Origin of the sequence: Ilumatobacter fluminis (assembly GCF_004364865.1) — a bacterium.
Taxonomy (GTDB): Bacteria; Actinomycetota; Acidimicrobiia; order Acidimicrobiales; family Ilumatobacteraceae; genus Ilumatobacter; species Ilumatobacter fluminis.
On the sequence record NZ_SOAU01000001.1, the window covers coordinates 1,889,554 to 1,916,245 of the forward strand.

The window sequence follows — 26,692 nt, forward strand, 5'->3', positions numbered from 1 at the left end:
CGCCGTTGGTCGGACGGCCCGCTCAGCCTACGTGACGTGGGTCACGACGCGTTCGCGGCGTCGGCGGCCAGCTTGTCGGCGAAGAAGTCGAGGATGATCTCGGCTCGCATCCGACGGTGCACCGGTGACCCGCTGCGGGACAGTTCGTGGTTCTCGCCCGGGAATCGGTAGAAGGTCACGTCGCGGCCGAGCCACTTGAGTGTCATCCAGAGCTCTTCGGCCTGGTTGATCGGGCAGCGCCAGTCTTCCTCGCTGTGGATCAGCAGCATCGGCACGTGGATGTCGTGCGCCTGCATGATCGGCGACATCCGCAGGTACTCGCCGGGGTCGGTGACCGGGTCGACGCCGTGTTCGACACGGAACGTCATGCCGATGTCGCTCGACCACTCCTCGGTCAGCAGGTTGTTCACCGCTCGCTCGGAGCAGATCGCTCCGAAGCGATCGCCGTGGCGGGCGGCCAATGTCGTCGCCATGTAGCCGCCGTAGCTGCCGCCGATCATCCCGACCCGGTCGCGGTCGCAGAACGAGTAGCGGTCGAGCGCGGCGTCGAGCACGGCGAGCACGTCGTCCACGTCGACGCTGCCCCATCCCGTTCCGGGCACGTCGGTGTGCTTCGGGCCGTTGATCGCCTGGCCCCAGCCCGAGTGGCGTCCGCTACCGCCGCGAGGGTTCGACATCAGGACGACGAAGCCGGCGGCCGCCTGCATCTGCGCCTCGTCGAAGAACACCTCGCCGTATTGGGTGAACGGCCCGCCGTGGACGTTGAGCAGGACGGGGTAGGTCCGGTCGGCATCGAAGTCGGCCGGTCGCATGATCCAGGCGTCGATCTCGTCCGAGCCGTCGGTGCAGGGGACCACGAAGTGCTCCCAATCGCGGCCGCTCATGCCGACATGGGTCGTCTGCTCGGTCCGGCCGTCGCGGGTGACGAACAGCTCGCTGGTGCGGGACACGGTCGATCGGGCGGTCGCCAGGGTGCCGGAGCGCTGGTCGAAGCCGGTCACGTTGAGTGCACCATCGGTCAGCGGTTCGGGCGTGTCGCCCGAGGTCGTCAGCCGATAGACGTGCGTGGCGCCACGGTCTTCGGCGGCCGCGAGCAAGGTCGTGTCGTCGATCCAGAGCGGAGCGTGGGGGCAGTTGAGGGCGAAGAACGTCCGGTCGAGGCCCTCGCTGACGAACCGTCGTTCGGACCCGTCGATCGCCATCACGCCGACCTTGGTGTTCTGCGGGTACAGCGTCGGGTTGTCGTTGCCGAGGAACGCGATCATCGAGCCGTCGGGCGACACGGCCGGTGCCGCATGGTTGCCTGAGTGGTCGGTGAGCAGGGTGATCGTCTCGTCGAGGTCGACGCGGTACAGGTCGGAGGCGAGTTGGGTGTCCCAGTCGTCGTGTCGCTGTGCCGACGTGATGATGGCCGTCGAATCGGCCGTCCAGGCGATGCCGTCGTGCTGGAACTCGCCGGGCGTGAGGTTCTTGGGGGTGCCGGTGCCGTCGGCGTTGACGACGTAGACGTGCGACGGCCGATCGAAGACCCAGTCGTCGCCGTTGAGCCGGGAGAAGTACCGCTCGACCTTGCGAGGCGACTGCCAGCTCACGTCCTTGGCGTCGTAGCGCTCGTCACGGGTGCGACTGATGAAGCCGATCTTGCTGCCGTCGGGCGACCACGTGATGTCGGCGATGCCTTCCGGGAGGGTGCACACGGTGCGGACCTCGCCGGGGCCCGTGACGGGCAGCACGTGGAGCGTCGCATCGCCCTTCTTCTCGCCGCGACGGCTCGTGAACGCGAGCCAGCGACCGTCGGGCGACCAGCGTGGCTGGCTGTCGTGCGGGCCGGCGCTGACGGGCGTGCCGTCGAGCCAGATGCGCGCCGATGTCGTGTTCTCGTCGAGATTGCACGTCGTCACGACGTGGGCGACACGGTCGCCGTCGGGGGAGACCTGCGGATCGTGGACGTCGGAACGCTCGTGCAGGAAGCGGCGGGCGATGTCGGTGTGCGGGTTCTCGGACGGCTGATCGGTGTTGGTCATCGCTGCACACCCTAACGACTCGGCCCGACCCATTCAGCTGGTTTGAAGGCTCCCGGTCGTCGTCGGTCGTGTGCGAAGCTGCGTCGATGCGTCCGACGATGGTCATCACGGGTGGGAGCCGGGGGATCGGTGCCGCCACGGCACGGATGGCCGCCGAGCGCGGCCACGACATCGTGGTGTCGTACGTCCGCGACGCCGACGCTGCCGACCGGGTCGTCGCCGACTGTCGGTCGGCGGGTGCGGCGGCGATCGCGGTCCGTTCCGATGTCGCGGTCGAGCGCGACGTCGTGATGCTCTTCGACCGGACGATCGACGAGTTCGGGCGCGTCGACGTGCTCGTCAACAACGCCGGCATCCTGCACCGAGCCGCTCCGCTCGCGAAGTTCGAGGTCGACCGGCTCGAGGACGTCGTGCGGGTCAACGTGATCGGTGCGTTCGTCGCCGCGCGCGAAGCGGTTCGGCGGATGTCGACCCGGCTCGGGGGCGCCGGTGGGGCGATCGTCAACGTGTCGTCGGCGGCCTCGTACCTCGGGAGCCCGAACGAGTTCATCGACTACGCAGCCACGAAGGGCGCACTCGACACGATGACGATCGGACTGGCCAAAGAAGTCGCGTCGGAGGGGATCCGGGTGAACGGTGTTCGGCCGGGTCTGATCGAGACCGACATCCACGCGTCGTCGGGGATCGACGATCGCATCGCCCGGCACGCTCCGAACGTGCCGATGCAGCGCGGCGGCCACCCGGACGAGGTCGCCGAGGCGATCTGCTGGCTCGCGAGCGATGCAGCGAGCTACGTCACCGGCACCTTCGTCGACGTGTCCGGTGGGCGCTGACGCGATCAGAACAGTTCGAGCTGTTCCCAGGTGACGGCGACCTCGCTGACGGTCTTCCAGACGAGCCGGCCACGGCTACCGGGGCGCCGGACCATGACGAGTTCGGGGCGGAGCGAGCGGGCGGCACCATCGGGGTCGTGGAGCGTGATGCTGCCGTCGGGTTCGACGCGGACGACCTTGCCGACCAGCCAGCGGCCGCCGTCGTGTCGCTTGAAACGGATCGGCTCGGCGAGACGCAGCCCGACTGCGTTCAGGGTCCGCTCGGCCATGGCATGACGATACGGCAATGGTGCGCGCGCGACGCGGAGATCAGCGGTACCGTGGATGTCGATGACCGATCAGTTCAGCTCCACTCCGACGCTCGATGCCGACGAAGCTGCCGACCACAACGAGGTCGTCGCCGAAGCGGTGTCGGTGATCGACGGTGCGCTGGCCAAGATGATGCAGCGTGACCTGGTGTCGTCCGGGGAGGTCGCCGACCTCCTCCTCGACCTGCGCACGCTCCTCACCGCCTGAGCCGGCAAGACCACCCCCCAAACGCCTCTCGCCGATCGGCGAGAGTCAGACCTTCGCGAGTCGCTTGAATGCGTCGTCGAGGCACTCGGCGAGCAGGGCGGGCTCCGTGATCGCGGCCGTGTCGACGTGCATCGCCATGTCGAGGCTGCCGAGATACGACATCAACGTCAGGTTGAACGCCACGCCCAGCAGCGGGCCGATCGGGTAGATCTCGAGCAGCTGCGCCCCCGACACGTAGACCGGGATCGGTGACCCCTTGACGTTCGACGTGGCGAAGTCGACCGTGTGCGCCTGCTGCCGCGCGAGTCGGGTGATCAGCGATGTCGGCAGCACCGTCGTGATCGCTGCCAGCGCGTCGAGACCTGCCGACTTCGATGCTTCGCGGGCAGCGAGGCTCTGTTCGTGGATCGCCCGGAACCGTTCGTCGATCGGCATCTCCTCGGTCGGCACAAGCATGCGTGCCAGCGAGAACGCGTTGCCGCCCGAGTCGGCCGTGCGAGTCGAGATCGCCATCGACGCTCGAAGTGTCTCCACCGGCGAGCCGAGTCGGATGTGGTAGTTCGCTGCGGCGTCGGCAGCCGCGGTGAGGAACGCCGTGTTGAGCGTGCCACCGAGCTTCTTCGCCGCGTCCTTCGTCGGCCGGAACGGCGCCCGCAGGGTCTCGACGTGTCGGTCGAGCGAGCGGGCGGTCCACAGCGGCGAGCGAGCGGCCTCGGTGTCGGACAGTTGCGACACGATGCCGTGCAGCGTCTTGGAGGCGGCGCTCGACGCATCGGGAAGACTCGTCGGATCGGCCAACAGATCGCGGACCTGGCGGACGATCCCGATCGGGATCCGCATCCCACCGGCCACGAGATCGCGGATGGGGTCGGCCGGGTCGGGCTCGGGAGGCGCCGACTGTTCGGCGTCGACGGCCAGCGGTGGGAGTTCGGGGGCGTCGCGTTCGAAGTCGAGGTACTGCATCGACAGTTCGACGCCGCGCTCACCGTCGGTGATGGTGTGGTGCATCTTGGCGATGAGGGCGGCCTTGCCGCCCCGCAAGCCCTCGACGACGATGAACTGCCAGAGCGGACGGGTCCGATCGAACGGGTCGGCGACCAGGAGGGTCGCCAGGTCGACGACCTGCTGGACGGTGCCCGGCTTCGGGCATGCGATGCGACGCAGGTGGCGGTCGAGCGAGAACTCGGGGTCGTCCGCCCACACGGGCGCCGACAGGTTCGCCGGGCTCGGCACGACCCGCTGGCGAAGGCGGGGGATCGCTGCGACAGCGTGTTCCATCTTGCGTCGGAACGAGTCGGGGTCTGGTGCGCGATCGAGGATGGCGACGCTCGCGAAGTTCGACGACAGATGCGGATCTTTCTCGAGCCGCCACATCAGCCCTTCGGCGTCGGACATCGCTCTGTCGAACCGCATCTCATCCGTCATGGCGCCGATCCTAAAGGGTGGGCGTCGGCCGTGCGATGGCCGGGCTAGGCGACGCCGAGCCGTGTGAACACCCGGCGGGCGATCAGCGCCATGCCGACGCCGGCGACGACGCCGCCCACGATGTCGGAGCCGTGGTGGATCCGGACGAAGGGACGGCTGACGGCGACGGTGGCTGCCATCGTGCCCCACAGCGGGATCGATCGCTTGCCGTCCCAGGCGATGAGGGTCGTTGCGGCGAACGCCGCGGCGCTCGCGTGCCCGCTCGGGAACGACGACGTGAGGGGAGTGCGGATGTCGAAGCGGTCGTCGCCGCCGGTGGTCGGGCGGCGACGCTTGAACAGCCGCTTCAGGCCCTGATTCACCACGAGGCTCTCGAGGCCGATCCCGACCCCGAGCGCCACGACCTGATCGGGTCGGCCGAGGGCGATGCCGCGCACGATGTTGGACGCGTGCCAGATGCCGCTGAACTCACCGGCGTTCGTGGCGGCGCCCATGATCGCGCTGACGACCGGCTGGTCGCGCCACGGCTCGAGGAAGGCGTCGACCGTGTCGTCGAACCAGCGGACGGCGTCGCCCAACGTCGAACCCTGGGGGCGGTCGTCGCCCGGGTACTCGTGGGCGGCCTGATCGGCGTTCTCGGCGGCGTCGACGATCGCTCCGACGCCCGGCACGTCACGTGCTGCGTCGATCGCGTGGTCGACGCCGTCGCGGATGGGGTGTTCGTCGGTCACGAGCGGCTCGCCAGCGTCACCGGCGCCTCGGTGGCGGCGAGCGACGGGTCGCCGCCGAACTCGGGACACCAGCGCTGATACGCGCACCAGCTGCACAGGTTGCTCTGGCGGGGCCGGAAGTCGTCGCGCTCGCACGCCGTCGCAACCGCCTTCCAGACCGCGCTCGTGCGTGTCGTGAGGAACTTGGTCGACTGTTCGGACGGTGTCGCCGTGATTGTCTCGCCCGACTTCAGATACATCAGACGGATCGCCGCCGGCCGCTTCCCGAAGACCGACTCGCACAAGAACGAGTAGAAGTGCACGCCCGACAGGCTCTTGCGTTCCCAGTTGGGGCTCGGCGCCCGGCCGGTCTTGTAGTCGGTGACGACCAGCTCACCGTCGGCGTCGAGTTCGAGGCGGTCGATGATGCCGCGTAGGGTCAGGTCGCCGACCGGCGCCTCGAGCTTGAGCTCGAGACCGATCTCGCGAACCGTCCGCGGATCTTCGATCTTCAGGTAGTTCGAGCACAGCTCGCGGCACTCGCGCTCGAACTTCGTGGCCTGCTCACGGTCGAGCTGGAGCGCCGTGTAGTCGGGCATCTGCTGGTACTCGAGGATCGCGGCGTCGAGGCTGCGATCGAGGGCGGCCGGCGTGCGGTCGGCCGCCGGCAGCGTGAACAGGATTTCGAGCGCCCGATGTACGAGCGAGCCGCGGGTGGTCGCGACCGTCGGGGGGTCGGGGAGCTTCTCGATCGACGAGAAGCGGAACGCCAGCGGGCACGAGAGGAACGACTCGACGCGAGACGGCGACAGGCTCGTCGGGACGGTCCAGGTGGGGGTGTCGGAGGATGCAGTGGCCAGATCGGTCATCGTGGCGTCCATGCTACGCGCGGGGTGTCACAGGGTTCGCGGAGTGCTGCTGCCGGCCCGACCGTTCCGGTCAGACGAGCGCCGCGAACTCGCCGGGATGACTGAACGGTCCGAAATGGGTCTGGTCGTCGAACCGCACGTAGCGGGCGTTCGGCAACCGTTCGGCCAGCGGTTCGGACACGCGCGACGGTTCGGTCTCGGACACGACGCCGCTGACGATCGTGCACGGCGTCTCGATCTCGGGGAGCAGGTCCCACACCCCGTTTGCCCCGCCGGTCATGAACACCGCGGCCTCGAACTCGGGAGCGCACCGCAGCTCGACGACGGGCTCGCCGTGCTCGTCGACGGCGTCGCGGAACCCGTGCTCGACGTAGTCGGCGAGCACCTCGGGTTGCATCAGCGCCAGCGGCGGTTTCGAGGCGTAGTTGTCGATCGCCGCCTGCCGCGACGGGAATCGGCGCCGCCGGCGTCGGGCGCCCTGGGCGATCGGGAGTTCCTCGTCCGGATCGGGGTCGTAGTCGGTGCCGGGGAACGAGATCGGTTCGAACAGGACGAGGTGGTCGAAGCGTCCGGGGTCTGCGTGGGCGGCCATCAACAAGGTGGCGCCGCCCATCGAATGGCCGACGCCGACGAGACCGCCGTCCGGGGCGATGTGTTCGGCCACCAGCCGGGTGTCGACGCCGAACGGCTTCCAGTCGACGCTCCACTCGGCGGGCACGGTGCTGTGGCCGTGACCGCGATGATCGAGCGCCCACACGTGGTAGCGCTCGCCGAGCGCTCGTGCGACGGGCAGGTAGCAGTGGGCGTGGAATCCCGTTGCGTGGGAGATCAGCAGGGGAGGGAGCGACGCGTCGCCGGCGAGGTCGTAGACCGCGATCGACGCGTCGTCGACCGAATCGAGGTGCAGCACGTCAGTCGTCGCGCTCGTTCTTGCGGCGGCGAGCCCGGTTCCAGAAGAAGCTGCCCAGACGGGCGATGATCATGCCGGCGACGAGCGAGATGAGGATGACGCTGCGAACCGGCCAGTTCACGTCCATCCACAAGAACTCGACCTCGACCGAATCGGTGTTCTGGAAGAAGAACACGATGATCGCGACGGCGACCACCAGCAGGGCGACCAGCTTGATCGACGGGAGGTTGCGGCCGCCTCCCTCGTCGGGGTGGTGGTTCTCGCGTACTTCGTGGTACGTCATGGGTGCAGCTTGGCAGATCGGTGGCGGCGCGACGCCACCGACGGGTCACTCGCCGAGCTGCTGGCTGAGGTAGTTCTCGACGCCGATCTGGGAGATCGCGGTCAGCTGCGTCTCGAGCCAGTCGATGTGTTCTTCTTCGGAGACGAGGATCTGCTCGAACAGCTCGCGCGACCCGTTGTCGCCGACCTCGACCGACTTCGCGATCGCTCGGTTGAGGCGCTCGACCGCGGTGTACTCGAGTTCGAGGTCGGCCTGGAACATCTCGGGCACCGTTTCACCGATCCGGAGCGGGAAGTAGCGCTGGTAGTTGGGCAGGCCGTCGAGCAGCAGGATGCGGTCGGTGACCGCCTCGGCGTGCTTCATCTCGTCGATCGACTCGTGCTTGGTGTAGTCGCCGAGCTTCTTGTAGCCCCAGTCGTCCATGATCTTGGCGTGGAGGAAGTACTGGTTGATCGCCGTGAGCTCGGCGGTCAGAACCTCGTTGAGCAGTTCGATGATCTCGGGGTTGCCCTGCATCGCGACGACCTTACCGCCGTTGTGGACGCCGCGGGAGGTTCACGACACGCGGCGCAGGCGGGGGATCGACACACGTTGCTCGTCGAGGAGGTCGTCGATCGTGTCGTGGCATCCGTGGCACGTGGTGCCGGCGCCGCACGCCGCGCCGACCTCGTCGATCGACGAGGCGCCGTGATCGATCACACGGCGGACCTTGCGCTCGCTGACGCTGTTGCACAGACACACGTAAGCCATCGATGAATAAGGTAGACCTAACACCGGGTGTGTTGCAACCCCGGCCGGACGCGACAAGGCCGCGATCACCCGGAGGTGTCGCGGCCCTGTCGGAGCGGAGGTCGCAGCGGCGCTGCGCTCAGCTCAGGTGCTTCAGGTACAGGCCGATCTCCTCGCCCATCTGGTTCGGCACGTCGTACGTATCGCGGTTGGTGACCTGGTCGAAGTTGGAGGCGATCGACTCGGGCGACAGGTCGGGGTCGGTGAAGCCGGGACCCTCACCGATGAAGATCTCGGCGACACGGCCGCCGGCGACCGAGAAGATGCGCCCGGTCGGCTCGCAGCTCTCATGCGCCAGGTAGGTGACGATCGGGCTGACGTACTGGGGGGCGACCTTCTCGCCCAGGGGTCCGAGCAGATCTTCGGTCATGCGGGTCTTCGCGACCGGGGCGATGACGTTGGCCTTGATGTTCTTCGAGGCGCCCTCGATCGCGAGCACGTTCGTGAACCCGACGAGCGCCATCTTGGCGGCGCCGTAGTTGGCCTGGCCGAAGTTGCCGAAGATGCCGGCGCCGGACGCCGTCGACACGATGCGGCCATAGCTCTGCTCGCGCATGTGCGGCCAGGCGGCAGCGGTGACGTGGTAGGCGCCGTTGAGGTGGACGTCGACGACGGGGGCCCACAGGTCGGGGGTCATGTTGTGGAACGACTTGTCGCGCAGGATGCCGGCGTTGTTCACGACGATGTCGATGCGTCCGAAGGCGTCGATGGCGGTCTGCACGATCGCTGCGCCGCCTTCGGGGGTGGCGACCGAGTTGGTGTCGGCAACGGCCTCGCCGCCGGCTTCCTTGATCTCGTCGACGACGCGTTCGGCGGCGCCCTTGTCGCTGCCGGTGCCGTCGACGGCACCGCCGAGATCGTTCACCACGACGAGTGCGCCGCGCGACGCCATCATCAGGGCGTGCTCACGGCCCAGGCCACCGCCTGCGCCCGTGATGATCGCCACCTTGCCGTCGAAACCCAGAGCTTCAGTCATGGCGGTCACGTTACCGGTCGGTAATCCGTGGCCTCCAAACGGGGATCGTCGCGGGAATCGCCGCGAGATCGATGCGTCAGGCGGGTGGGACGCGGGTCGACGAGCCGGGCTCGACGAGCACGATGTCGTCGCCGGAGCGGACCGGGACGGGGTTGCCGGTGGTGACCTCGATCGTGGCGCCGTCGGCGTCGACGCGCACGGTGATGTCGCTGCCGTGGCGGTGCAGGTGGTACGTCAACGCCTGCCACGCCTCGGGCAGGCGCGGCCGAACCGTCAGCACCTCGCCGTTGTCGTCCATCCCGCCGAAGCCGTGCACGAGCGCTGCCCAGACGCCACCGGCGTTCGCGATGTGCATGCCGTCGGAGGTGTTCTGGTGTGCGTCGGACAGGTCGAGGTACAACGACTGCTCGAAGTACTTCCAGGCCAGGTCGTCGTAGCCGATGTCGGCAGCGGCGATCGACTGGACACATGCGGACAGCGACGAGTCGCCGGTCGTGAGCGGGTCGTAGTAGTCGAAGTTGCGACGCTTCTGATCGTCGGTGAAGACCTCGCGTCGGAGGAACATCGCCAAGACCACGTCGGCCTGCTTGAGTACCTGGAATCGGTAGATGACCAGCGGGTGGTAGTGGAGGAGCAGCGGGTACTTGTCGGACGGCGTCTCGCTGAAGTCCCACCGCTCCTTGTCGAGGAAGCTGGCGTCCTGTGGATGGATGCCGAGGTCTTCGTCGTAGGGCAGGTACATCGCGTCGCACGCCCGATGCCACCCCAGCGGCTCGTCGTCGGTGAGGCCGGTGCGCCTGACGAGCCGGGCGTAGGAGTCGGGTGCGAACTCGCGCAGGAACGCCACGCAGCGGGCGGCGTACCGCATCGTGAACCGCGCCATGACGTTCGTGTACAGGTTGTCGTTGACGACCGTCGTGTATTCGTCGGGGCCCGTGACACCGTGGATGTGGAAGTGCGTCGACCCGTTGGTGCCGAAGAAGCCGAGGTCTTCGTAGAGCCGGGCGGTTTCGACCAGCATCTCGGCGCCCTCGTCGGCGAGGAACTCCACGTCGCCCGTCGCGTACAGGTAGCGCTCGAGGGCGTACATGATGCCGGCGTTGATGTGGTACTGGGCGGTCCCGGCGGCGTAGTAGGCCGAGGCCTCCTCGCCGTTGATCGTCCGCCACGGGTACAGGGCGCCCTTCTGGCTGAGCTCGGTCGCACGTTCGCGGGCCTTGTCGAGCATCCGGTACCGGAACCGGAGGAGCTTGCGAGCTGCGTCGGGGTTCGTATACGCGAGGAACGGCAGGACGTACACCTCGGTGTCCCAGAAGTAGTGGCCGTCGTAGCCACCGGCGGTCACGGCCTTGGCAGCAACGCCCTGCTCGTGGGTGCGGGCCGTCGCCTGCGCCAGGTGGTACAGGTTGAGGCGGATCGCCTGCTGTGCGGCGGGGTCGCCGACGACCTCGACGTCGGAGCGGGCCCAGAACTCGTCGAGCCACTCGCGCTGCTCGGCATAGAGCGCGTCACGGCCGACGTCGCGAGCCCGCTCGATCGTGCGGTGACAGCGGTCGGCGAGTTCCTGGGGCGGCACGCCGCGCGACGAGTGATAGGCCACGTACTTCACGAGTCGGATCGTCTGGCCCTCGTGGGCGTCGAAGGTGAACACCGTCTTGGCCAGGTCGTGCCCGACGCTGGTCTCGACCTCGCACTCGCAATCGGTCTGGACCTCGTGGCGGTACGAGGCGGCCATCGTCATGCCGCTGTTCACGCAGCGGTAGCCGAGGCTGACCTCGCCACCGGCCGGATCGTCGGGGTCGGCGTGCCGTTGCTCGCGGGGTTCGAGGACGCGGTGGTCGAACCGCGACGCCTGGCGCGGGTCGCGCCCCTCGCCGAGTGCCGCCGAACGGACGTGGTACTCGTCCTCGCCGTCCTGGCGGTTCAGGAGCTGTGACGACACGACGATCGGCGCGTCGCCGTTCTCGATCGTCACTTCCAACGACAACACGGCCAGGTGGCGGTGGGCGAGCGCGACCATGCGCTCGGTGCGGACGTGGACGATCTTGCCGGCGGGGGTGCGCCACACCAGGTCGCGGTGCGACACGCCGGTGCGGAAATCGACCGCCCGCTCGTAATGCTGCAACTCGGCGTTCGCGAGCAGCAGCGGTTCGTCGTCGACGTAGAGCTTCATCAGCTTGGCGTCGGGCACGTCGACGATCGTCTGACCCGTCTTCGCGAACGCGAACGCGTTCTCGGCGTGCTTGATGTCCCACGTCTCGTGGAAGCCGTTGAGGTATGTACCGTGGGTGTGGGCGTTGCGACCCTCGCTCGGGTTGGCACGCATGCCGATGTACCCGTTGCCGTTGGCGAACAACGTCTCGGTGAGGCCGAGGTCTCGCTCGTCGGGTTCGGTCTCGACGAGCCGCCACGGCTCGACGGGGAAGCGATGGCGCGGGATGCTCGCCTTGCCGGGTCTGATCTTCATGGCGTGTCCGATCGGCGGTGGGACGGTGTGGTCGTGAATTCATCGGCGCGCGAGCCGATGATCGTGAGCGACCGGGCGGTCATGGGCGGTTGGAGACGATCGTCTCGTCGAGGTCGTCGACGACGAGGTCGGCGCCGGCGGCGAGGAGCGACTCGCGATTGCCGCCGCGATCGATGCCGATGACGAGTGAGAAGCCGCCGGCGGCGCCGGCAGCGACCCCCGACGTGGCGTCCTCGACCACGATGCAGCGGGCCGGGTCGACGTCGACGTGCGCCGCTGCAGCGAGGAACATCGCCGGGTCGGGCTTGCCGGCGAGGTGCTCCTCGGCCGCCGTCGTGCCGTCGACGACGGTGACGAACCGGTCGGTGATCTCGGCCGCGGCGAGGACCGCGCGGGCGTTCCGCGACGACGACACGATCGCGCTCGGCACACCGGCCGCGTCCAAGGCGTCGATCACGACCATCGTGCCGGGGTAGGGCGCGATGCCGTCGCGTTCGAGCACCGCGTTGAAGCTGTCGTTCTTGCGGTTGCCCATGGCGCACACGGTGGTGTCGCCCGGCGGGTCGCTCGGGTCGCCCCACGGGAGTTCGACGCCCCGTGAGCGCAGAAAGGTCTGCACGCCGTCGTAGCGGGGTCGTCCGTCGACGGACGCGAGGTAGTCGTCGGGCGTGAAGTCGTAGTCGGCGAAGAGGTCGGCCCAGGCGCGTTCGTGGATCCGTGCCGTCGGCGTCACGACGCCGTCCAGATCGAACAACACGGCGCCGGCTCGAGTCCAGTTGATCGAGAGGGTCATCGCGGGCCGATGCTAGCGGTCGTCACGAAAGCGCTTTCACCCCACGGGTGAACCGGGCCGAACGGGCGTGTGAACAGCGCCGTGTCGGGTCGGCGTCAGGCGTCGAGGTTCGACTCGGCGATCGCCTTCAGCGCCTTGTAGTCGAGCTTGCCGTTGACCGCCCGGCCGATCGATGCGATCTCGTACACGGCTTTCGGTGCCTTGTATCGGGCGAGGTGCGACTTCACGTGTTCGATCAGTGCGTCGGGGTCGATCGTCTCGCCCGGGTTCGGTTCGACCAGCGCGTTGATCGCCTCGCCGAAGCGTTCGTCGGGCACCCCGACGACGGCGGCGTCGTGCACCGTCGGATGCAGCTTCAGGCACTCCTCGACCTCTTCGGGGTAGACCTTCTCGCCGCCGGTGTTGATGCACTGGCTGCCGCGTCCGAGCAGTTTGACCGTGCCGTCGGCCAGGACCTCGGCCCAGTCGCCCGGGATCGAGTAACGGACGCCGTCGATGATCTGGAACGTGGCGGCCGACTTCTCGGGGTCCTTGTAGTAGCCGATCGGCGTGTTGCCGCGCATCGCGACCCGACCGATCTCGCCCGAACCGGGGACGACGTCGCGTCCGTCCTCGGTGACGACCCGGGTCGAAGCGCCGAGCTCGAACTTGGCGGTGCCGTCGCCCTCCCCGGAGCGGGTGGTGTTGGTGGCCATGCCGATCGCTTCGCTCGACCCGAGGGAGTCGACCATGATGAGCCGGTCGTTGTGACGGAGCAGTCCGTCCTTGGTCTCTTTCGACCAGATCACCCCGGACGAGACGATGACCCGCAGCGAGGAGATGTCCCAGCGGTCGGGTTCGGCATCGAGCGCCTTCAGGATCGGCTTGGCGAACGCGTCGCCGACGATCGAGATCGAGTTGATGCGGTGCTCTTCGACGGTGTCGAGCAGCTCGGTCGGATCGAAGCGGCGACCCTCCATGCAGGTGACGGACCCGCCGACCATCAGCGTGGAGATCGCGTTGAACAGCCCGGTGCCGTGCATGAGCGGGGCGCCGGGCATGCCCTTCGGGCCGGGCTTCGTGACGCGACCGGCGACCGCCTCGAGGTCTTGTTCGGGCGGCATCCGTTTGCGGTTGTTCGAGTCGAGCGCGCCGAACATGTCGTCCTGGCGCCACATCACGCCCTTCGGCATGCCGGTCGTGCCGCCGGTGTAGAGGAGGAAGAGATGGTCGCCGGAGCGCCCCCACGGTCCTTCGGTGCGGCCGGGGTTCGACGTCGCCGCCTGCTCGTACGGGGTCGCCCAATCGGGGCACGCGCCGCTGCCGTCGTCGACCCAGAGCCACAGCCGGATGTCGGGGAGGCGATCGCGGATCTCGTCGATGTGACCCACGAACTCGCCGTGGAACACGACGGCGACGACGTCGGCGTTGTCCCAGAGGTAGACGAGTTCGTCGGCGGCGTAGCGGTAGTTGGTGTTGACCGTGGCCATCCCGGCCTTGAAGCAGCCGAAGAGGCTCTCGATGTACTCGGGCGAGTTGTAGAGGTACTGAGCAACCTTGTCCTGCTCGCCGAACCCGGCGTCGAGCAGGGCGCGGGCGAAGCCGTCGGCGCGGCGGTCGAACTCGGCCCAGGTGAACGTCCGGTCGCCCTGGTGTTGGGCGAGGGCGTCGGGGATCTGATCGGCGATCGTCTCGAAGACGTTCGCGAGGTTCCAGCCGCTGTCGGTCACGGTTCGAACGTAATCGGCTGCCGCAGTGATCGGGAAGGCGGCGTCAGGCGGAGGGAGGGCCGTCGCGCAACCGGTCGACGGTTGCGAGGGCCGGTTCGGCCTGACCGACGGCGTCCCACTGCGACTCGATCCACCAGGTGGCGCCGGCGTCGGCCCACGCGGCAGGGGAGTGTTCGGCCTGGGCGCCCTCCACGATCACGTCGTAGCCGTCGGGCAGATCGCCCGCGATCGACTGGAGCTCTTCGAGGTTGGCCTGGCGGGCACCGTTCTCGTCGATCACCTGCGGGATGAGGCCGTCCCACCGCAGCGCTCGCGCCATCGACTTCTCGTAGCCGATCGCCCCGACGCACCAGACGGGAGGTCGCGGGTCTTGCGCGACGTGGCCGATGGTGGGGAAATCGGTGGGAGACACGTCGTAGTGCTTGCCGTGGTACTCGAACGGTTGGCCGCCCCACAGCCCGGCGACGATGTCGAGGCACTCGTCCATCAACTCGGCGCGGGTGCGCTTGTCGGCTTCTTCGCCGAACGAGGTGAAGCCGCTCTCCGGCGCGCCGAGACCGACCGACAGTGTCAGCCGGCCGCCGCTCAACCGGTCGACGGTGGCCGTCTGGCTCGCCAGCTCCCACGGCTTGCGGCGCGAGGGCGGGGTGAGCATCGTGCCGAGCCGGATCCGGCCCGTGCGCACGGCGGCCAGCGCCAGGCTGACCCAGGCGTCGACACCCCAGACCGGCTCCCAGACGAAGACGCCGTCCCAGCCGTACTCTTCGGCGACCGCGGCCAGTTCGCCGACCTCACGGGCATCGGCCCACGGGATGACGAACCCGTACTGCATGTGACGACGGTACCGCGCTCGTGACCGGGCGGCCAGGGGTGTCCGCTGCGACCGGCGACGGCCGGCGTCGTACGATCGCGAGCGACATGGGGAGCAGCACGATCGAACACGCGGCCAAGGTCGCACGCGACAACGCCGTCGAAGCCGAGCGGCTTCGACGCCTGCCGGAGGCGACCGTCGACGCATTGGCCGACGCCGGTGCGCTCACGCTGTGTCTTCCGGCTTCCTACGGCGGTACCGGACTCGGGCCGCTGGCGATGATCGACGCGGTCGCCGAGATCGCCGCGGGCGATGCGTCGGCCGGGTGGTGCGCGGGCATCGCGTCAGTCACGTCGTCGCTCGCGATCTTCCTCGACTCGGCCGTGGCCGCATCGGTGTTCGACACGCCGTCGGTGGCGAGCGGCGGCGTGTTCGCCCCGAACGGGCGTGGTGTCGTCGAGGGTGACTCGGTTCGCGTCACCGGGCGTTGGCAGTGGGGGAGCGGTACGCAGCACTGTGCGTGGATCGTCGGTGGGGCGATGTGCGACGACGGCACCCAACGGATCTGTTTCTTCCGCTCCGACGACGTCGACTTCCACGACACCTGGCACGTCGGCGGCATGCGCGGCACCGGTTCGCTGGACTTCTCGGTCGATGGCGTCACGGTGCCGCTCGACCACACCATTCGTGTGGGCGTCGACCAGCCGACGGTCGACGACCCGGTCGCCCGGTTCCCGAACTTCACGCTGCTCGCGCTCGGCATCGCAGCGACCGGCATCGGCAACGCCCGTCGGGCGCTCGACGAGTTGCGCGATCTCGCCGTCGGGAAGACCCCGCAGTTCTCGTCGAAGACGCTCGCCCAGAGCGGCTTCGCCCAGACCGAGTTCGCCCGTGCCGAGGCCCGCTGGCGAGCCGCCAGGGCCCTGCTGAGGACGGAGGTCGGCGCGGCGTGGGACGCTGCGGTGGCCGGTCGCCCGGTCGATGTCGACGCCCGGGTCGCCATGCGGCTCGCTGCCGCGCACGCTGCGAGCGAGTGCGTCGGCGTGGCGACGGCGGCCTACGAGTTGGCCGGCGGGTCGGCCGTGTACGACACCTCGACCCTCGGTCGGTGCGTCCGTGACGCCCACGTCGTGACCCAGCACATCATGGTGGCCCCCAAGCTCAACGAGACGCTGGGCAAGCACCTCCTCGGCGCCGAGTTCGATGCCCGCATGATCTGACCGGCGTGGCTCCCGGTCGACGGGGCTAGTACCAGACGACCCTGACGACGCCGGAGGTGATGGCAACCTCGAGTCGGTCGAAGCGCTCGTCGTCGGTGCCCGGCCCGACGCGGCACTCGACTCCGAGGGCCGCGCAGTTCGTCAGGAGTGACGTTTCGCAGGTGCCGTCCAAGACCCTGCTCGCTGCATCTCTCCACTCTTGGTTCAATGCAGCCCACGCCTCGGTCGACATGGCCTCGTCGGCGTCCGAGTCGACGATGGGGAGCAGTTCGACGAACCGCAGTGCGTCCGCACCCTCCAGGTCGGCGGCAGCGCAGTCAGCGGGCGCACTGGTCGGCGTGCTGGTCGTCGTGCTGGCCGTCGTGACAGGCGACGTGCTGGTGGGAGTCGTCGCGTTAGGCGTCGAGTTCGACACCGTCGCGGCCGTGCTGTCGCCGCACGCTGCTGACGGTGCAACGATGACGGCGACGGCGAACACTCGGAGGGCCGCACGTTCAGCAGATTCGGCCCATGTCCGCATGTGTCCCACCTCCGTCGACGCGTCAGCCAACTCGCCGGCGTCGAGGAACGCCGGGGCGGGGCACAGCGTGCCAGACGCCGCTTCAGAGCGCAATCAGGGGATGCTCGGACGTGTCAGCGCTGGGAGCCGGGGCGGCGCATCTCCCGTTGGCGGCGGCGATCGGCGAGCGAGGGGCGCAGGTCGGGGTCGACCCAGACGCACGTCTCGGGTTCGATCGCCGTCATGCCGGGCTCGGAGCCGAGCAGGAGCCCACCCGCCGGCAGGGCGACCGGGTCGGAGCCGTAGTTGAGGGCGCAGACTGCACCGGTGCCGCGACGGAACGCGAGCACGTCGGGTCCGAGGTCGAGCCAGGTGAGCTGCTCGTCGGCCTCGAAGTAGCGCTTGCGCAGGTCGAGGCCGGCTCGATACAGCTCGAGCGTCGAGCCGTCGACGCCCGACTGCGCCGCCGCGGCGAGTTCGCCGTACACCGGAGGCTGGGGGAGCCAGGCGCCGTCCGAGCCGAATCCGTACGAGGTGCCGTCGGGGGTCCATGGCATCGGGACGCGGCAGCCGTCTCGGCCCTTCTGGGTGTGGCCGGAGTCTTCCCAGACCGGGTCGTCGAGCACGTCGGTCGGCAGATCCCACACGTCGGGCAGGCCGAGCTCCTCACCCTGGTAGACGTACAGCGACCCGGGGAGCGCCATGAGCAGCATCGTCATGGCCTTCGCACGGCGGAGACCGGCGACCGGGTCGAGGGCGTCGGCCGGCCCGGCGAGCGGCCACGCCCGCCAATCGGTGCCCTTCGGCAGCCCGTATCGGGTGGCATGGCGCATCACGTCGTGGTTCGAGAGCGTCCAGGTCGGGGTGGATCCGACGGTCTGCGCCGCGTCGAGGGCTCGCACGATGGCGTCGCGAGCTTCGTCGTGGCCCCAGTCGGCGGTGAGGAAGTCGAAGTTGAACGACTGGTGATACTCGTCGGGGCGCAGGTACAGACCGAGGTGCTCGGGCACGACCCACGCCTCGGCGACCATCATCACGTCTCGATCGACCTCGTCGAGTACCGCCCGCCAGCGACGGTTGATCTCGTGCACGCCGTCGCGGTCCCAGTGCGGGTGGTTCACCGCGAAGTTGGTGCCGAGCAGTTCCTGTTCGCCGTCGAGATCGGGCAGTGCGGGGTCTTTGACCATGCCGTGCGCGACGTCGATCCGGAAGCCGTCGACGCCACGATCGAGCCAGAAGCGGAAGATCGCGTCGAACTCCTCACGCACCCGCTCGTTGGTCCAGTCGAGGTCGGGCTGGCTCGAGTCGAACAGATGGAGGTACCACTCGCCGTCGTCGACCCGCGTCCACGCCGGTCCGCCGAACACCGATCGCCAGTTGTTCGGCGGCAGTTCGCCGTCGTCACCGCGGCCGGGACGGAACATGTACATGGCGCGCTCGGCCGAGCCGGATCCTGCAGCGAGCGCCGCCTGGAACCAGCGGTGCTCGCGCGACGTGTGGTTGGGCACGAGGTCGACGATCACCTTGATGCCGAGTTCGTGCGCCTCGTCGAGCAGACGCTCGGCGTCGGCGAGGGTGCCGAACATCGGGTTGATGTCGCGGTAGTCGGCGACGTCGTAGCCGCCGTCGGCGAGCGGCGACGGGTACCACGGGCTGATCCAGATGCCGTCGACGCCGAGGTCGCTCAGATACGGCAGCTTCGAACGGATTCCGTCGACGTCGCCGGTGCCGTCGCCGTTCGCGTCGGCGAACGACCGTGGGTACACCTGATAGATCGTTCCCCGTCGCCACCAGGGCACATGGACGTCGGGCACGGCGGTCTGCTGTGGGCTCACAGCGAGACAGTATGCAACCGCTTACATCGCGCGCCAGTGGAGATCGGCGTGGGTTGTGTCACACGGGCCATGGCGGTCGTCGGCCGCCGGTTCAGACGATCTGGGTGTCGCGCCCTGCCCAGAACGGGGCGCGCAACTCGCGCTTGAGAACCTTGCCGGGCCCCGACTTCGGGAGCGGCTCCGACTGGAACGACACCGAGCGCGGCACCTTGTAGGCAGCGATGGCCTCGCGGCAGTGGGCGATGATGTCGGCCTCGCCGGCCGACTCGTTCTCGCGGAGCACCACGACCGCGTGCACCGCCTCGCCCCACTGTTCGTCGGGAATGCCGAACACCGTGGCCTCGAGCACGGCCGGATGGGTGTAGATCGCGTCCTCGACCTCGGTGCAGTAGATGTTCTCGCCGCCCGAGATGATCATGTCCTTCGAGCGGTCGAGCAGGAACAGGTAACCGTGCTCGTCGAGGCGACCGACGTCGCCGGTCCAGTAGAAGCCGTCTCGGAGCGCCGCCTCGGTCTGTTCGGGCTTGTTCCAGTAGCCCACCATGATGTTGGCGCCGGCAGCGGTCACCTCGCCGATCTCGCCGGCCGGCAGGGGGTTGCCGGCGCCGTCGCGGATCACGATCTCGCAGCCGAGCACCGGCTGACCGGCCGAACGGGCCCGGTCGTGGTCGATCAGCGCCGCCTCGTCGGCGAGGCCCGTCAGCAGCGGCGAGGTCTCGGTGGCGCCGTAGAGGTGGATGAAGTCGGCGTCGGGGAACGCCTGCATGCCGCGCCGCACGACCTCGAGCGCGATCGGGGAGCCGCCGTGGGCGTAGCCGACGAGCGACGAGACGTCGCGCGGGCGCTGCATCTGCTCCTCGACGGTGGCGGCGACCATCGTCGGGACGCCGAGCGTCTGGGTGATGCGTTCACGCTCGACGAGGTCGAGCATCTCGCCGGGGGAGAAGGCGGGGAGCAGCACCTGGCAGGCACCGACGAGGATCGACTGCAGGAGACTGATCGAGCCGGCTGCGTGGAACATCGGCGCCATGACCAGGTAGCGGTCGGCCGACGTCATCGGCTGGACGAACTGGGTGTTCCAGGCGTTCGCGATCAGGTTGCGGTGGGTGAGCATCACGCCCTTGCTCACCCCGGTCGTGCCGCCCGTGTAGAACAGCCCGGCCAGGTCGTCCTCGGCGACCGCGGCTGCGTCGAACTCGACCTCGTCGGCCGATGCGAGCCGGTCCTCGTACTCGCCGGTGTCGATCCGCACGACCGTGTCGACGAGGTCGGCGAGCGGGCCGGGGTCGCGATCGCAGAACAGCACCTTCGCCCCCGAGTCCTCCAGTGCGTAGGCGAGTTCCGGTGCCGCCCAGCGGAAGTTGAGCGGTACCTGCACGCGTCCGGACATCGGCACCGCGCAGTACAGCTCGGTGAAGGCGATCGAGTTGAACGCCACGATGGCGACCCGATCGCCCGGTGCCGTGCCGAGATCGGCGAGCAACCCGTGGAGTCGACGGAGCCGGCCCGCGAACTCGGTGTAGTCGAGGCGCACGTCGCCGCACACGAGGGCCTCGTGGTCGGGCGTGAGCGCGAGGGCGCGTCGGATCGTGTGAACGAAGGTCTGCACGCGCCGATTGTCGCGCGGCTCCGGCGCCGGCACCACCCGTCGGGCTACCATCCAGACCGATGGCCGACGACACGACGGACACGGACGCAACCGGCAAGAAGGGCTACACCGCCCCGAAGGGCCGCCCGACTCGCACCCGCGACGGGATCGAGAGCGACAAGCGGGTCTTCGGGCCCGTCGCCCAGTGGATCACGTTCGCGATCGTGGTGCTGATCGCGGTGACGATCCTGATCATCGTGACCGACGGTGGCGACTTCAACCCGTTCGACGACGAGGGCAACCCCGTCGGTGCACCGGCGACGCTCGTCGCCGACGTCGCGTAGCCGTCGTTCCGTCAGGCGTCGGGTTCGGGCGCGATCGGGTCGGGTTCGCAGCCGATGTACACGGCGACGTTCTGCGCGTGCTGCGCGAACACCGAGGCGATGTCGCCGAGGTCGCTGTCCTCCACCCGGTCGAGCCAGATGTTGCGCTGCCGCAGCACGCCGAGGCAGCCGGACTCGACGGCGATGTCGACCGTCTGCTGCACGACCTCCGGGATGTCGCCTTCGAACGGCACGTCGCTGCTGGGTCTGATCTCGACACGGCGCCCGTCGATCGTGTCGCCGACGAAGACGAGCTCGACCTCGGTGTCTTCCGGCGGCGTCGTGGGTGGGGCGACCACGGCGCGGCAGGCAGCGGTGGCGCCGACCCGCTCGTCGGTCGCGTTGACACACCGCAGCTCGAGGAAGGTGTCGAGGTCGTATCCGATGATGCCCGGGTACTGGCCGACCTGAGCTCGGAACCCCTCGTAGGAGTTGCAGGCCAGGAGCGCGTCGTCGAGGAGGCGGACCTGGTCGTCGGGTTCGATGGCGCGTGACGCCACCCGCACCCGTTCGGCACAGCCGGTCGAGGCGTCGGTCTCGTCGTCGGGGGTGCACGCAGCGAGCGGCGCGAGGAGCAGCAGGGCGACGAGCGCCAGGGGGCGGGAGGTCATTGCGGTCACCTGGCCTCATGTTGACGCGTCGGCGGGCGCGTTGCCAGCACCCCCGGCCACGTGCGGTGGCCCGATGCCCACCGCGCGCACCGTCGCCGTAGGCTGAACCGACCGGCAACAACCCGGCACGTTGGGGGTGCCACGTATGCGACACCGGACGACTCGATGACGACGCTCGGCACCACGCCCGCGGCCCCTGCGCCGCAGTCGGTGGCCGACGCCGCGTCGGCGCGGCCTCATCTGCGGTATCTGCCGGGTCTCGACGGGTTGCGAGCGCTCGCCGTGATGGCGGTGATGGTGTACCACGCCGACCCCGACTGGCTGCCCGGCGGGTTCCTCGGCGTCGAAGTGTTCTTCGTGCTGAGCGGCTACCTCATCACGTTGCTGCTGCTCGTCGAATACGACGACAACGGCCGCATCGATCTGGGCCGGTTCTGGCTCCGCCGGGCGAAACGGCTGTTACCGGCACTGTTCGTCCTGCTCTTCCTGGTGCTCGTCGTCACCGCCGCATTCCGAGCGGAGGCGCTCGGGCGTCTGCGCGGCGACCTGATCGCCGGTCTCACCTACGTGTCGAACTGGTATCAGATCTGGACCGCACAGGGGTACGCCGCGGCCGGCGAGTTCGCCCCGCTGCGGCACCTGTGGAGCCTCGCGGTCGAGGAGCAGTTCTATCTCGTGTGGCCGCTCGTGATGATCGTGCTGCTCCGCAACCGCAGCAGTTGGTCGCCGGCGCTGGTCGCCGCCTGGCTCACGACGATCGCCCTGCTGATCACGATCGGGGTCGGCCTGCTCCACCACGCCGGCCGGATCGGGGAGTGCGCCGTCACGCCGGACGCCTACTGGTCGCTCGGCGAACGCTGCCTCCCGATCGCCGACGCGCTGTACCTGTCGACGATCACCCGCGCCGGCGGCCTGCTGCTCGGTGCCGCGCTCGCGTTCCTGTGGCGGCCCGATGCCCTGGCTCGTGGGCCGATCCGTCGGCACGGGCTGATGCTCGACGTGATCGGCCTGATGGGGCTCGTCACACTCGGCGTGTTGGCGTGGCGCCTCCACTTCGTGACACCCGACGGTGCCGACGACGTGCTCTTCCGGGGCGGGTTCTGGTTCACCGACATCGCGACGCTCGTGGTGATCGCGGCGATCGCCCACCCGACGGCGCGCCTGGGACGGGTGCTCGGTCTGCAACCGCTCCGCTGGATCGGCACCCGCTCGTACGGGCTGTACCTGTTCCACTGGCCGATCTATCAGCTCATCCGTCGCGTCGCCGGCAACAAGCTCAGCCTCGAACAGTTCGCGATCGCCATGGTGCTCACGGTGTTCGTCACCGAGCTGTCGTACCGGTTCGTCGAGCAGCCGATCCGGACGGGGGAGTGGCGCTCCTGGATGCGCCGCATCTGGCACCAGGACGAGCCGACCGCTCGACTCGTGTTGGGCAGTGCCACGGTGGTGTGTCTGATCGTGGGCGGTTTGTCGGTGTACCGCCTCCAGGCGGCCGAGGCCGGCCCCACGGCGATCGAGGCAGGTCTCGCCGACGGCGAGCATGACACGGTCTCGATCGACGAGCTGCTCGCCGGCTCGGCCGGCGCCGACGTCGCAGTGCGGCAGCAGCGGGGGCCGACGACGGTCGCCGCGACCCCGACGACCTCGCCGTCCACGCCGACCACCACGACGGTGCCGCCACCGGCCGCCGAGCGCGAACCGGTCGTGGCGCCGGTGGTGACCGAAGCGCCCGACGTCGCGGCTCCCGCCGCGACGCCCGCGACCGCGCCCGCGGCCGTGGCGCCGACGACGCCTGCGACAACCGTTCCCGCCACGACACCGGCCACGACACCTGCCACGACACCTGCCACGACACCTGTCACGACGCCGGCGACGACGCCCACGACCGCACCTCCCACGACGGCCGCCGCGCCGGTGGAGGAGGCGCCGCCGCCCGAACCGTCACCGACCCGCGTGTCGCAGTTGGCGATCGGTGACTCGGTCATGCTCGGGGCCGCCGGTGTGCTGGCGGGACGCGGCTGGGCGGTGAACGCCGAGGTGAGCCGACAGATGATCGACACGGTGCCGCTCATGCAGCAGCTCGACGACGGCGGGGTGTTCGGCGACATCGTCGTCATCCACCTCGGGACCAACGGGCCGATCAGCGCCACCAGCCTCGACGGGGTGCTCGCACCGGTCGCCGACGTGGCGCGGGTGGTGTTGGTGACCGTGTTCGCCGACCGTAACTGGGCGGCGTCCAACAACGACCTGATCCGCTCGCGTGCCGGCGGCAACGTCGTGGTCGTCGACTGGGCGGCGCTGGCGCCACAGTGCCCGGGTGACTGCTTCGAGGACGACGCCATCCACCTCCGCCCCGACGGTCGCCGCTACTACGCCGACCTGATCGGCGCCGCAGCCGCCTGACAGGAGCCGGAAGTCGGCGCGACGCGTCCGCGGACGCGTCGACCGGGAAACCCTGTGACAGCCCCTGCGCCGGCTGGGGCGCATCCACCACCCCCCCCGCACCGACGCCCCAGCCGACGCAGGGTGCGGTGGTGCACAGCGGGGGTGGGCGGTCCGAAGCGAGTCGCTGCACGACGTGCCACGGCTCACGCGTCCGCGGACGCGTGGGAGCGGTTCGGTCCGGTCGAAAGAACCGTCCGGTGCCGGGTGCCGGCAGATAGGCTCTCGCCCGCTGGCGACGTGGCCGAGTGGCTTAGGCAACGGCCTGCAAAGCCGTCTACCCGGGTTCGATTCCCGGCGTCGCCTCCACAAAGATGCTGGTCACGGGCCCGGAGACGGGCCCGTGGTCACACTGTGGTCACCGTTGGGGTGCGGTCAGGCCTTCTGCGTTTGCAAGTCTCGAAGCATCATCGGGGTACATGCGCCAGAAATCGCTCTGCTGCCCGTTTGCCAGCTGATGTGTTGCCCCGGTGCCTTCCCTGTCCCCGAACCACACGATCCACTCGTCGCCAGTCACGTCAAGGTATTGGATCCCGAATCGTGTCAAGGCGCTGCCGTCGAGCGTTTGATCGGGTGGCGTGTGGAAACCGAACAGGGTCTGAGAAACATGGTCATCCGGTTCCGGCCCGAGTACGTCGCGCAGAGTATCGATGTCAGTTGACCCTGCGCTCCGAGTCACGTCGATGTTGGTCTTCCACTCCAGCCTCAGTCGGACGTGACGAATCGGCCTACCGCTGAAGTTGTAGACAACCGACTTCAGGTTCCAGAGCGCAAAGTCGTCGGTCGCGCCCTCGAGTTCCATGTTTACCCGGGCGATAACCGATCGAGCATCCTGCACTCGTAGATTTGCAGCCCTTAGCCACTCCCGCCTGTCGGCTCGCTCTTGCTCAGTTGATAGGGCGAATAGCGCAACCATCACTGCCGAGACGGTGCCTGCCGCCGCCATCCACTCGCCAACCGATCCGACACGCTTCTCGTGCAGGGGGCCATCGACTAGGGATAGGAGGATTAGAGCACCTCCGACAACAAGGAATACTCCTCCCGGGATCAGCCACAAACGCCTCACCGCGTTCCTCCGATGAACGATGCCGCCAGATCCGCCGTCGCCTCGTCGTCTCCGTCGAGCACGTCGCTGTAGACCCGGAGCGTGATGGCGATGTCTGCGTGACCGAGTCGCTGCGACAACACCTTCACGGGCACGCCTGACTTGAGCGGGGCCGTTGTGTAGGAGTGTCGAACGTCGTGCAGGCGGATCGCCGGCACCTCGGCAGCTTTGGTGGCCGCATGGAAGCGACGGGTCAGCACCTGCGGGTGGATCGGCGAACCGTCAGGCTCGGTGACGATCAGGGGAGTGTCGTCGCCCGCGATCGTCGTGCCGGCCACCTTGTGGGCGAGGCTCGGCAGTGGCCCAAACTTGGCGACGAGTTCGGTGTGGGGGATTCTTACGGCGTGACGAAACCCCGGTGCTCGCGCCAGCTCCCCCCTGGCGACCATCTTTCGGATCAGGGAGGCGCTGACGCCGTGCATCTGCGCGACCTCGTCGGCGGTATATGAGGCTTTCGGGAACGTCATACGATGAAGCCTCGCACTTGATGAGGATCGCCGTCCGACTGCCCGCTGTCTCGCTCGATCGCCGCTAACCGTCGCAGCTCCTGGGCCACGACCGCTGCGTCATGACGACCAAGACTCCCGTCGATCGCAAGGGAGCGGGCAAGTTGCTCGAGTTCGGCGGGTGGGGGCGATTGTCGTCGGTCATGTGCGCAATGATGGCGAGGGGGTGCGCGCTTATGGACGACGAGACATCAGAACGCCGAGGAGCGAGGCCTGATCCTCGATCACCGTTCGATCGTTGGTGTCAGCGTAACCCGTGTCGCCCATGGCAAACACGGCCCGCACGAGTTCAGCCGTGATCAGATCACGCTCGGTCTCGCTGTTCGCTGAGCCGGTGAAGAGCGGATACGTAAGCAGCGCGTTACGTCTCTGGTCATTTAGAACCGCGAGGTGCTGATTGGCGCGATAGTTGCGCACGACAAAGGCGAGTGCCCATGCGAGTAGTCCGAGAAAGAACAGCCTCGCCGTGAGCTGACGGACGAGGTCTCCCCATTGCTCGGACCCATCTTCGTTCGTAGCGACTTCAACGCTGTCGAAGAGATACAGCGCTGCCGCGAACGTCAGCACAACGAGAACCACCACAGCGACCAGATAGTTCCTCGCCGACTCTTGGTGCTGATCGGCTTGCCGCCCGTAGTGTCCGCTCAGTTCGTCGGCCCCGGCGTCGCCGACTGACTTTCGGACGCTTCGGAGTAGCGCATCAATCTCATCGCTGGCAGCACGAGCAGCCTCAGCCGACTGCTCCAGCTCAATCTGTTGTTCGGTCGCTTCCACCTCGCGGGCACCGACGTAGGGGCGTACGTGCTCAGCGAAGTAGTCACGCACGTTCTCGACTCGGTTGGCGATCTGGTTGCGAGCGTTCACCGGATCAGACTGAGCAGGCGTGAACTCCTCGATCTGGTCCATCGAGCTGAAGAGCGCTGAGAGATTGTTCGAGATCTCGGTGGCGGTTCGGCTAGGGAGCTCAACTCGGTCCTGCTCTGCAAGCAGCAGCAGCATCCGCCGAATGAACATGAACTTCGGCACCACCTCTTCGAAGTTGAGATCGCCGAGGTTGGCAGTTCTCGCCAGTGCCTCAATGTTGTCTACCGTCAGGCGCGCAATCGCCTGGTCATAGTTCAAGGTGTCCATGTCGTTCCCCCGCTGGATGACAGTGAGGGAGAGAGTAGTCCCGTTGGTCACACCGTGGTCACAACGCGTGACCACAGGGCCGAACTAGACAGCACAACGGGGGAGCGGTCGACGCCAGAAACGGCCATCTAGCTGGACTGACGCGAACGGACCGACACCGGCCGTCGTCACCCCAATCGGGTTCGATTCCCGGCGTCGCCTCCAGCGCAGGGCCCCCGTTCTCCGGAGCGGGGGCCTTCGTCGTTCCCGGCGACGGT

General features: G+C 68.4%; 26 protein-coding genes and 1 tRNA gene. 6 read left to right on the forward strand and 21 right to left on the reverse strand.

Annotated elements, in window-relative coordinates:
- Window positions 1–41: 41 nt before the first annotated feature.
- Window positions 42–2,024 carry a S9 family peptidase gene (locus BDK89_RS08510; RefSeq protein ID WP_166657466.1) on the reverse strand — a complete coding sequence of 661 codons (1,983 nt, stop codon included), beginning with the start codon at window positions 2,022–2,024 and terminating at the stop codon, window positions 42–44.
- An 86-nt stretch (window positions 2,025–2,110) separates the two neighbouring features.
- On the opposite strand from BDK89_RS08510, the gene BDK89_RS08515 reads away from it, so the two are divergent.
- Window positions 2,111–2,857: an SDR family oxidoreductase gene (locus BDK89_RS08515; protein ID WP_133868542.1), complete on the forward strand. Its 747-nt coding sequence runs from the start codon at window positions 2,111–2,113 to the stop codon at window positions 2,855–2,857.
- 5 nt (window positions 2,858–2,862) lie between these two features.
- On the opposite strand, the gene BDK89_RS08520 is transcribed toward BDK89_RS08515, so the two are convergent.
- Window positions 2,863–3,126: a hypothetical protein gene (locus BDK89_RS08520; protein ID WP_133868543.1), complete on the reverse strand. Its 264-nt coding sequence runs from the start codon at window positions 3,124–3,126 to the stop codon at window positions 2,863–2,865.
- A gap of 61 nt (window positions 3,127–3,187) precedes the next feature.
- Here BDK89_RS08520 and BDK89_RS08525 point away from each other — a divergent pair, with 61 nt between their 5' ends.
- On the forward strand, window positions 3,188–3,373 hold the full coding sequence (locus BDK89_RS08525; protein ID WP_133868544.1) for a hypothetical protein: 186 nt from the start codon (window positions 3,188–3,190) through the stop codon (window positions 3,371–3,373).
- 45 nt (window positions 3,374–3,418) lie between these two features.
- On the opposite strand, the gene BDK89_RS08530 is transcribed toward BDK89_RS08525, so the two are convergent.
- From BDK89_RS08530 to BDK89_RS08585, 12 genes are all read right to left on the reverse strand, one after another.
- On the reverse strand, window positions 3,419–4,798 hold the full coding sequence (locus BDK89_RS08530) for a wax ester/triacylglycerol synthase domain-containing protein (RefSeq protein WP_133868545.1): 1,380 nt from the start codon (window positions 4,796–4,798) through the stop codon (window positions 3,419–3,421).
- Window positions 4,799–4,842: 44 nt separating this feature from the next.
- On the reverse strand, window positions 4,843–5,529 hold the full coding sequence (locus BDK89_RS08535) for a phosphatase PAP2 family protein (RefSeq protein WP_133868546.1): 687 nt from the start codon (window positions 5,527–5,529) through the stop codon (window positions 4,843–4,845).
- On the reverse strand, window positions 5,526–6,377 hold the full coding sequence (locus BDK89_RS08540) for a RecB family exonuclease (protein ID WP_133868547.1): 852 nt from the start codon (window positions 6,375–6,377) through the stop codon (window positions 5,526–5,528). The genes BDK89_RS08535 and BDK89_RS08540 overlap by 4 nt, the downstream gene beginning before the upstream one ends.
- A 70-nt stretch (window positions 6,378–6,447) precedes the next feature.
- Window positions 6,448–7,287, reverse strand: coding sequence for an alpha/beta fold hydrolase (locus tag BDK89_RS08545; protein ID WP_133868548.1), 840 nt, complete (start codon window positions 7,285–7,287; stop codon window positions 6,448–6,450).
- A 1-nt stretch (window position 7,288) separates the two neighbouring features.
- Window positions 7,289–7,570: a lipopolysaccharide assembly protein LapA domain-containing protein gene (locus BDK89_RS08550; protein WP_133868549.1), complete on the reverse strand. Its 282-nt coding sequence runs from the start codon at window positions 7,568–7,570 to the stop codon at window positions 7,289–7,291.
- Between the two features lie 45 nt (window positions 7,571–7,615).
- Window positions 7,616–8,086 carry a bacterioferritin gene (gene bfr, locus BDK89_RS08555; RefSeq protein WP_133868550.1) on the reverse strand — a complete coding sequence of 157 codons (471 nt, stop codon included), beginning with the start codon at window positions 8,084–8,086 and terminating at the stop codon, window positions 7,616–7,618.
- 39 nt (window positions 8,087–8,125) lie between these two features.
- The gene (locus BDK89_RS08560; RefSeq protein ID WP_133868551.1) at window positions 8,126–8,320 is read right to left on the reverse strand and encodes a (2Fe-2S)-binding protein; all 195 of its coding nucleotides are present in this window, start codon (window positions 8,318–8,320) and stop codon (window positions 8,126–8,128) included.
- A 118-nt stretch (window positions 8,321–8,438) separates the two neighbouring features.
- Window positions 8,439–9,335 (reverse strand): SDR family oxidoreductase, encoded by an 897-nt coding sequence (locus tag BDK89_RS08565; protein ID WP_133868552.1) that lies wholly within the window; start codon window positions 9,333–9,335, stop codon window positions 8,439–8,441.
- A 76-nt stretch (window positions 9,336–9,411) separates the two neighbouring features.
- Entirely contained in the window at window positions 9,412–11,802 is a 2,391-nt protein-coding gene (locus tag BDK89_RS08570) for a glycoside hydrolase family 65 protein (RefSeq protein ID WP_133868553.1), read from the reverse strand.
- Between the two features lie 79 nt (window positions 11,803–11,881).
- Window positions 11,882–12,595 (reverse strand): HAD family hydrolase, encoded by a 714-nt coding sequence (locus BDK89_RS08575; protein WP_133868554.1) that lies wholly within the window; start codon window positions 12,593–12,595, stop codon window positions 11,882–11,884.
- Between the two features lie 95 nt (window positions 12,596–12,690).
- Window positions 12,691–14,304, reverse strand: coding sequence for an acyl-CoA synthetase (locus tag BDK89_RS08580; RefSeq protein ID WP_243839125.1), 1,614 nt, complete (start codon window positions 14,302–14,304; stop codon window positions 12,691–12,693).
- 43 nt (window positions 14,305–14,347) lie between these two features.
- A complete protein-coding gene (locus BDK89_RS08585; protein ID WP_133868556.1) occupies window positions 14,348–15,136 on the reverse strand; it encodes an LLM class flavin-dependent oxidoreductase in 789 nt (262 codons plus the stop codon).
- Window positions 15,137–15,222: 86 nt separating this feature from the next.
- Between BDK89_RS08585 and BDK89_RS08590 the strand changes: the two genes are divergently transcribed.
- Window positions 15,223–16,335: an acyl-CoA dehydrogenase family protein gene (locus tag BDK89_RS08590; RefSeq protein WP_133868557.1), complete on the forward strand. Its 1,113-nt coding sequence runs from the start codon at window positions 15,223–15,225 to the stop codon at window positions 16,333–16,335.
- Window positions 16,336–16,360: 25 nt separating this feature from the next.
- Here the strand turns inward: BDK89_RS08590 and BDK89_RS08595 are convergent, their stop codons facing one another.
- The 3 genes from BDK89_RS08595 to BDK89_RS08605 form a co-directional block, all read right to left on the reverse strand.
- On the reverse strand, window positions 16,361–16,855 hold the full coding sequence (locus BDK89_RS08595; protein WP_133868558.1) for a hypothetical protein: 495 nt from the start codon (window positions 16,853–16,855) through the stop codon (window positions 16,361–16,363).
- A 113-nt stretch (window positions 16,856–16,968) separates the two neighbouring features.
- A complete protein-coding gene (locus BDK89_RS08600) occupies window positions 16,969–18,669 on the reverse strand; it encodes a glycoside hydrolase family 13 protein (protein ID WP_133868559.1) in 1,701 nt (566 codons plus the stop codon).
- A 91-nt stretch (window positions 18,670–18,760) separates the two neighbouring features.
- On the reverse strand, window positions 18,761–20,278 hold the full coding sequence (locus BDK89_RS08605) for a class I adenylate-forming enzyme family protein (protein ID WP_243839126.1): 1,518 nt from the start codon (window positions 20,276–20,278) through the stop codon (window positions 18,761–18,763).
- A gap of 59 nt (window positions 20,279–20,337) precedes the next feature.
- Here BDK89_RS08605 and BDK89_RS08610 point away from each other — a divergent pair, with 59 nt between their 5' ends.
- Window positions 20,338–20,601 carry a hypothetical protein gene (locus BDK89_RS08610; protein WP_133868561.1) on the forward strand — a complete coding sequence of 88 codons (264 nt, stop codon included), beginning with the start codon at window positions 20,338–20,340 and terminating at the stop codon, window positions 20,599–20,601.
- Between the two features lie 11 nt (window positions 20,602–20,612).
- On the opposite strand, the gene BDK89_RS08615 is transcribed toward BDK89_RS08610, so the two are convergent.
- Window positions 20,613–21,251: a hypothetical protein gene (locus tag BDK89_RS08615; RefSeq protein WP_133868562.1), complete on the reverse strand. Its 639-nt coding sequence runs from the start codon at window positions 21,249–21,251 to the stop codon at window positions 20,613–20,615.
- A gap of 165 nt (window positions 21,252–21,416) precedes the next feature.
- On the opposite strand from BDK89_RS08615, the gene BDK89_RS08620 reads away from it, so the two are divergent.
- Both BDK89_RS08620 and BDK89_RS08625 read left to right on the forward strand, forming a co-directional pair.
- Window positions 21,417–23,654 carry an acyltransferase family protein gene (locus BDK89_RS08620; RefSeq protein WP_133868563.1) on the forward strand — a complete coding sequence of 746 codons (2,238 nt, stop codon included), beginning with the start codon at window positions 21,417–21,419 and terminating at the stop codon, window positions 23,652–23,654.
- 273 nt (window positions 23,655–23,927) lie between these two features.
- Window positions 23,928–24,002: transfer RNA gene (locus BDK89_RS08625), tRNA-Cys, on the forward strand.
- A 49-nt stretch (window positions 24,003–24,051) separates the two neighbouring features.
- Here the strand turns inward: BDK89_RS08625 and BDK89_RS08630 are convergent.
- From BDK89_RS08630 to BDK89_RS08640, 3 genes are all read right to left on the reverse strand, one after another.
- Window positions 24,052–24,495: a hypothetical protein gene (locus BDK89_RS08630; protein WP_133868564.1), complete on the reverse strand. Its 444-nt coding sequence runs from the start codon at window positions 24,493–24,495 to the stop codon at window positions 24,052–24,054.
- 260 nt (window positions 24,496–24,755) lie between these two features.
- Window positions 24,756–25,265: a tyrosine-type recombinase/integrase gene (locus BDK89_RS08635; protein ID WP_133868565.1), complete on the reverse strand. Its 510-nt coding sequence runs from the start codon at window positions 25,263–25,265 to the stop codon at window positions 24,756–24,758.
- A 213-nt stretch (window positions 25,266–25,478) separates the two neighbouring features.
- Window positions 25,479–26,435, reverse strand: a complete 957-nt coding sequence (locus BDK89_RS08640) for a hypothetical protein (protein WP_133868566.1) — start codon at window positions 26,433–26,435, stop codon at window positions 25,479–25,481.
- Window positions 26,436–26,692 lie beyond the last annotated feature (257 nt).

What these genes read in the sequence shown, in the direction of transcription:
- BDK89_RS08575 (WP_133868554.1), bottom strand. Translation starts at nt 12,595, where the DNA reads ATGACCCTCTCGATCAACTGGACTCGAGCCGGCGCCGTGTTGTTCGAT.
- BDK89_RS08515 (WP_133868542.1), top strand. Translation starts at nt 2,111, where the DNA reads ATGCGTCCGACGATGGTCATCACGGGTGGGAGCCGGGGGATCGGTGCC.
- BDK89_RS08540 (WP_133868547.1), bottom strand. Translation starts at nt 6,377, where the DNA reads ATGACCGATCTGGCCACTGCATCCTCCGACACCCCCACCTGGACCGTC.
- BDK89_RS08610 (WP_133868561.1), top strand. Translation starts at nt 20,338, where the DNA reads ATGGCCGACGACACGACGGACACGGACGCAACCGGCAAGAAGGGCTAC.
- BDK89_RS08620 (WP_133868563.1), top strand. Translation starts at nt 21,417, where the DNA reads ATGACGACGCTCGGCACCACGCCCGCGGCCCCTGCGCCGCAGTCGGTG.
- BDK89_RS08520 (WP_133868543.1), bottom strand. Translation starts at nt 3,126, where the DNA reads ATGGCCGAGCGGACCCTGAACGCAGTCGGGCTGCGTCTCGCCGAGCCG.
- BDK89_RS08630 (WP_133868564.1), bottom strand. Translation starts at nt 24,495, where the DNA reads ATGGAACTCGAGGGCGCGACCGACGACTTTGCGCTCTGGAACCTGAAG.
- BDK89_RS08525 (WP_133868544.1), top strand. Translation starts at nt 3,188, where the DNA reads ATGACCGATCAGTTCAGCTCCACTCCGACGCTCGATGCCGACGAAGCT.
- BDK89_RS08530 (WP_133868545.1), bottom strand. Translation starts at nt 4,798, where the DNA reads ATGACGGATGAGATGCGGTTCGACAGAGCGATGTCCGACGCCGAAGGG.
- BDK89_RS08510 (WP_166657466.1), bottom strand. Translation starts at nt 2,024, where the DNA reads ATGACCAACACCGATCAGCCGTCCGAGAACCCGCACACCGACATCGCC.
- BDK89_RS08590 (WP_133868557.1), top strand. Translation starts at nt 15,223, where the DNA reads ATGGGGAGCAGCACGATCGAACACGCGGCCAAGGTCGCACGCGACAAC.
- BDK89_RS08550 (WP_133868549.1), bottom strand. Translation starts at nt 7,570, where the DNA reads ATGACGTACCACGAAGTACGCGAGAACCACCACCCCGACGAGGGAGGC.
- BDK89_RS08565 (WP_133868552.1), bottom strand. Translation starts at nt 9,335, where the DNA reads ATGACTGAAGCTCTGGGTTTCGACGGCAAGGTGGCGATCATCACGGGC.
- BDK89_RS08595 (WP_133868558.1), bottom strand. Translation starts at nt 16,855, where the DNA reads ATGCGGACATGGGCCGAATCTGCTGAACGTGCGGCCCTCCGAGTGTTC.
- BDK89_RS08635 (WP_133868565.1), bottom strand. Translation starts at nt 25,265, where the DNA reads ATGACGTTCCCGAAAGCCTCATATACCGCCGACGAGGTCGCGCAGATG.
- bfr (WP_133868550.1), bottom strand. Translation starts at nt 8,086, where the DNA reads ATGCAGGGCAACCCCGAGATCATCGAACTGCTCAACGAGGTTCTGACC.
- BDK89_RS08640 (WP_133868566.1), bottom strand. Translation starts at nt 26,435, where the DNA reads ATGGACACCTTGAACTATGACCAGGCGATTGCGCGCCTGACGGTAGAC.
- BDK89_RS08615 (WP_133868562.1), bottom strand. Translation starts at nt 21,251, where the DNA reads ATGACCTCCCGCCCCCTGGCGCTCGTCGCCCTGCTGCTCCTCGCGCCG.
- BDK89_RS08570 (WP_133868553.1), bottom strand. Translation starts at nt 11,802, where the DNA reads ATGAAGATCAGACCCGGCAAGGCGAGCATCCCGCGCCATCGCTTCCCC.
- BDK89_RS08585 (WP_133868556.1), bottom strand. Translation starts at nt 15,136, where the DNA reads ATGCAGTACGGGTTCGTCATCCCGTGGGCCGATGCCCGTGAGGTCGGC.
- BDK89_RS08560 (WP_133868551.1), bottom strand. Translation starts at nt 8,320, where the DNA reads ATGGCTTACGTGTGTCTGTGCAACAGCGTCAGCGAGCGCAAGGTCCGC.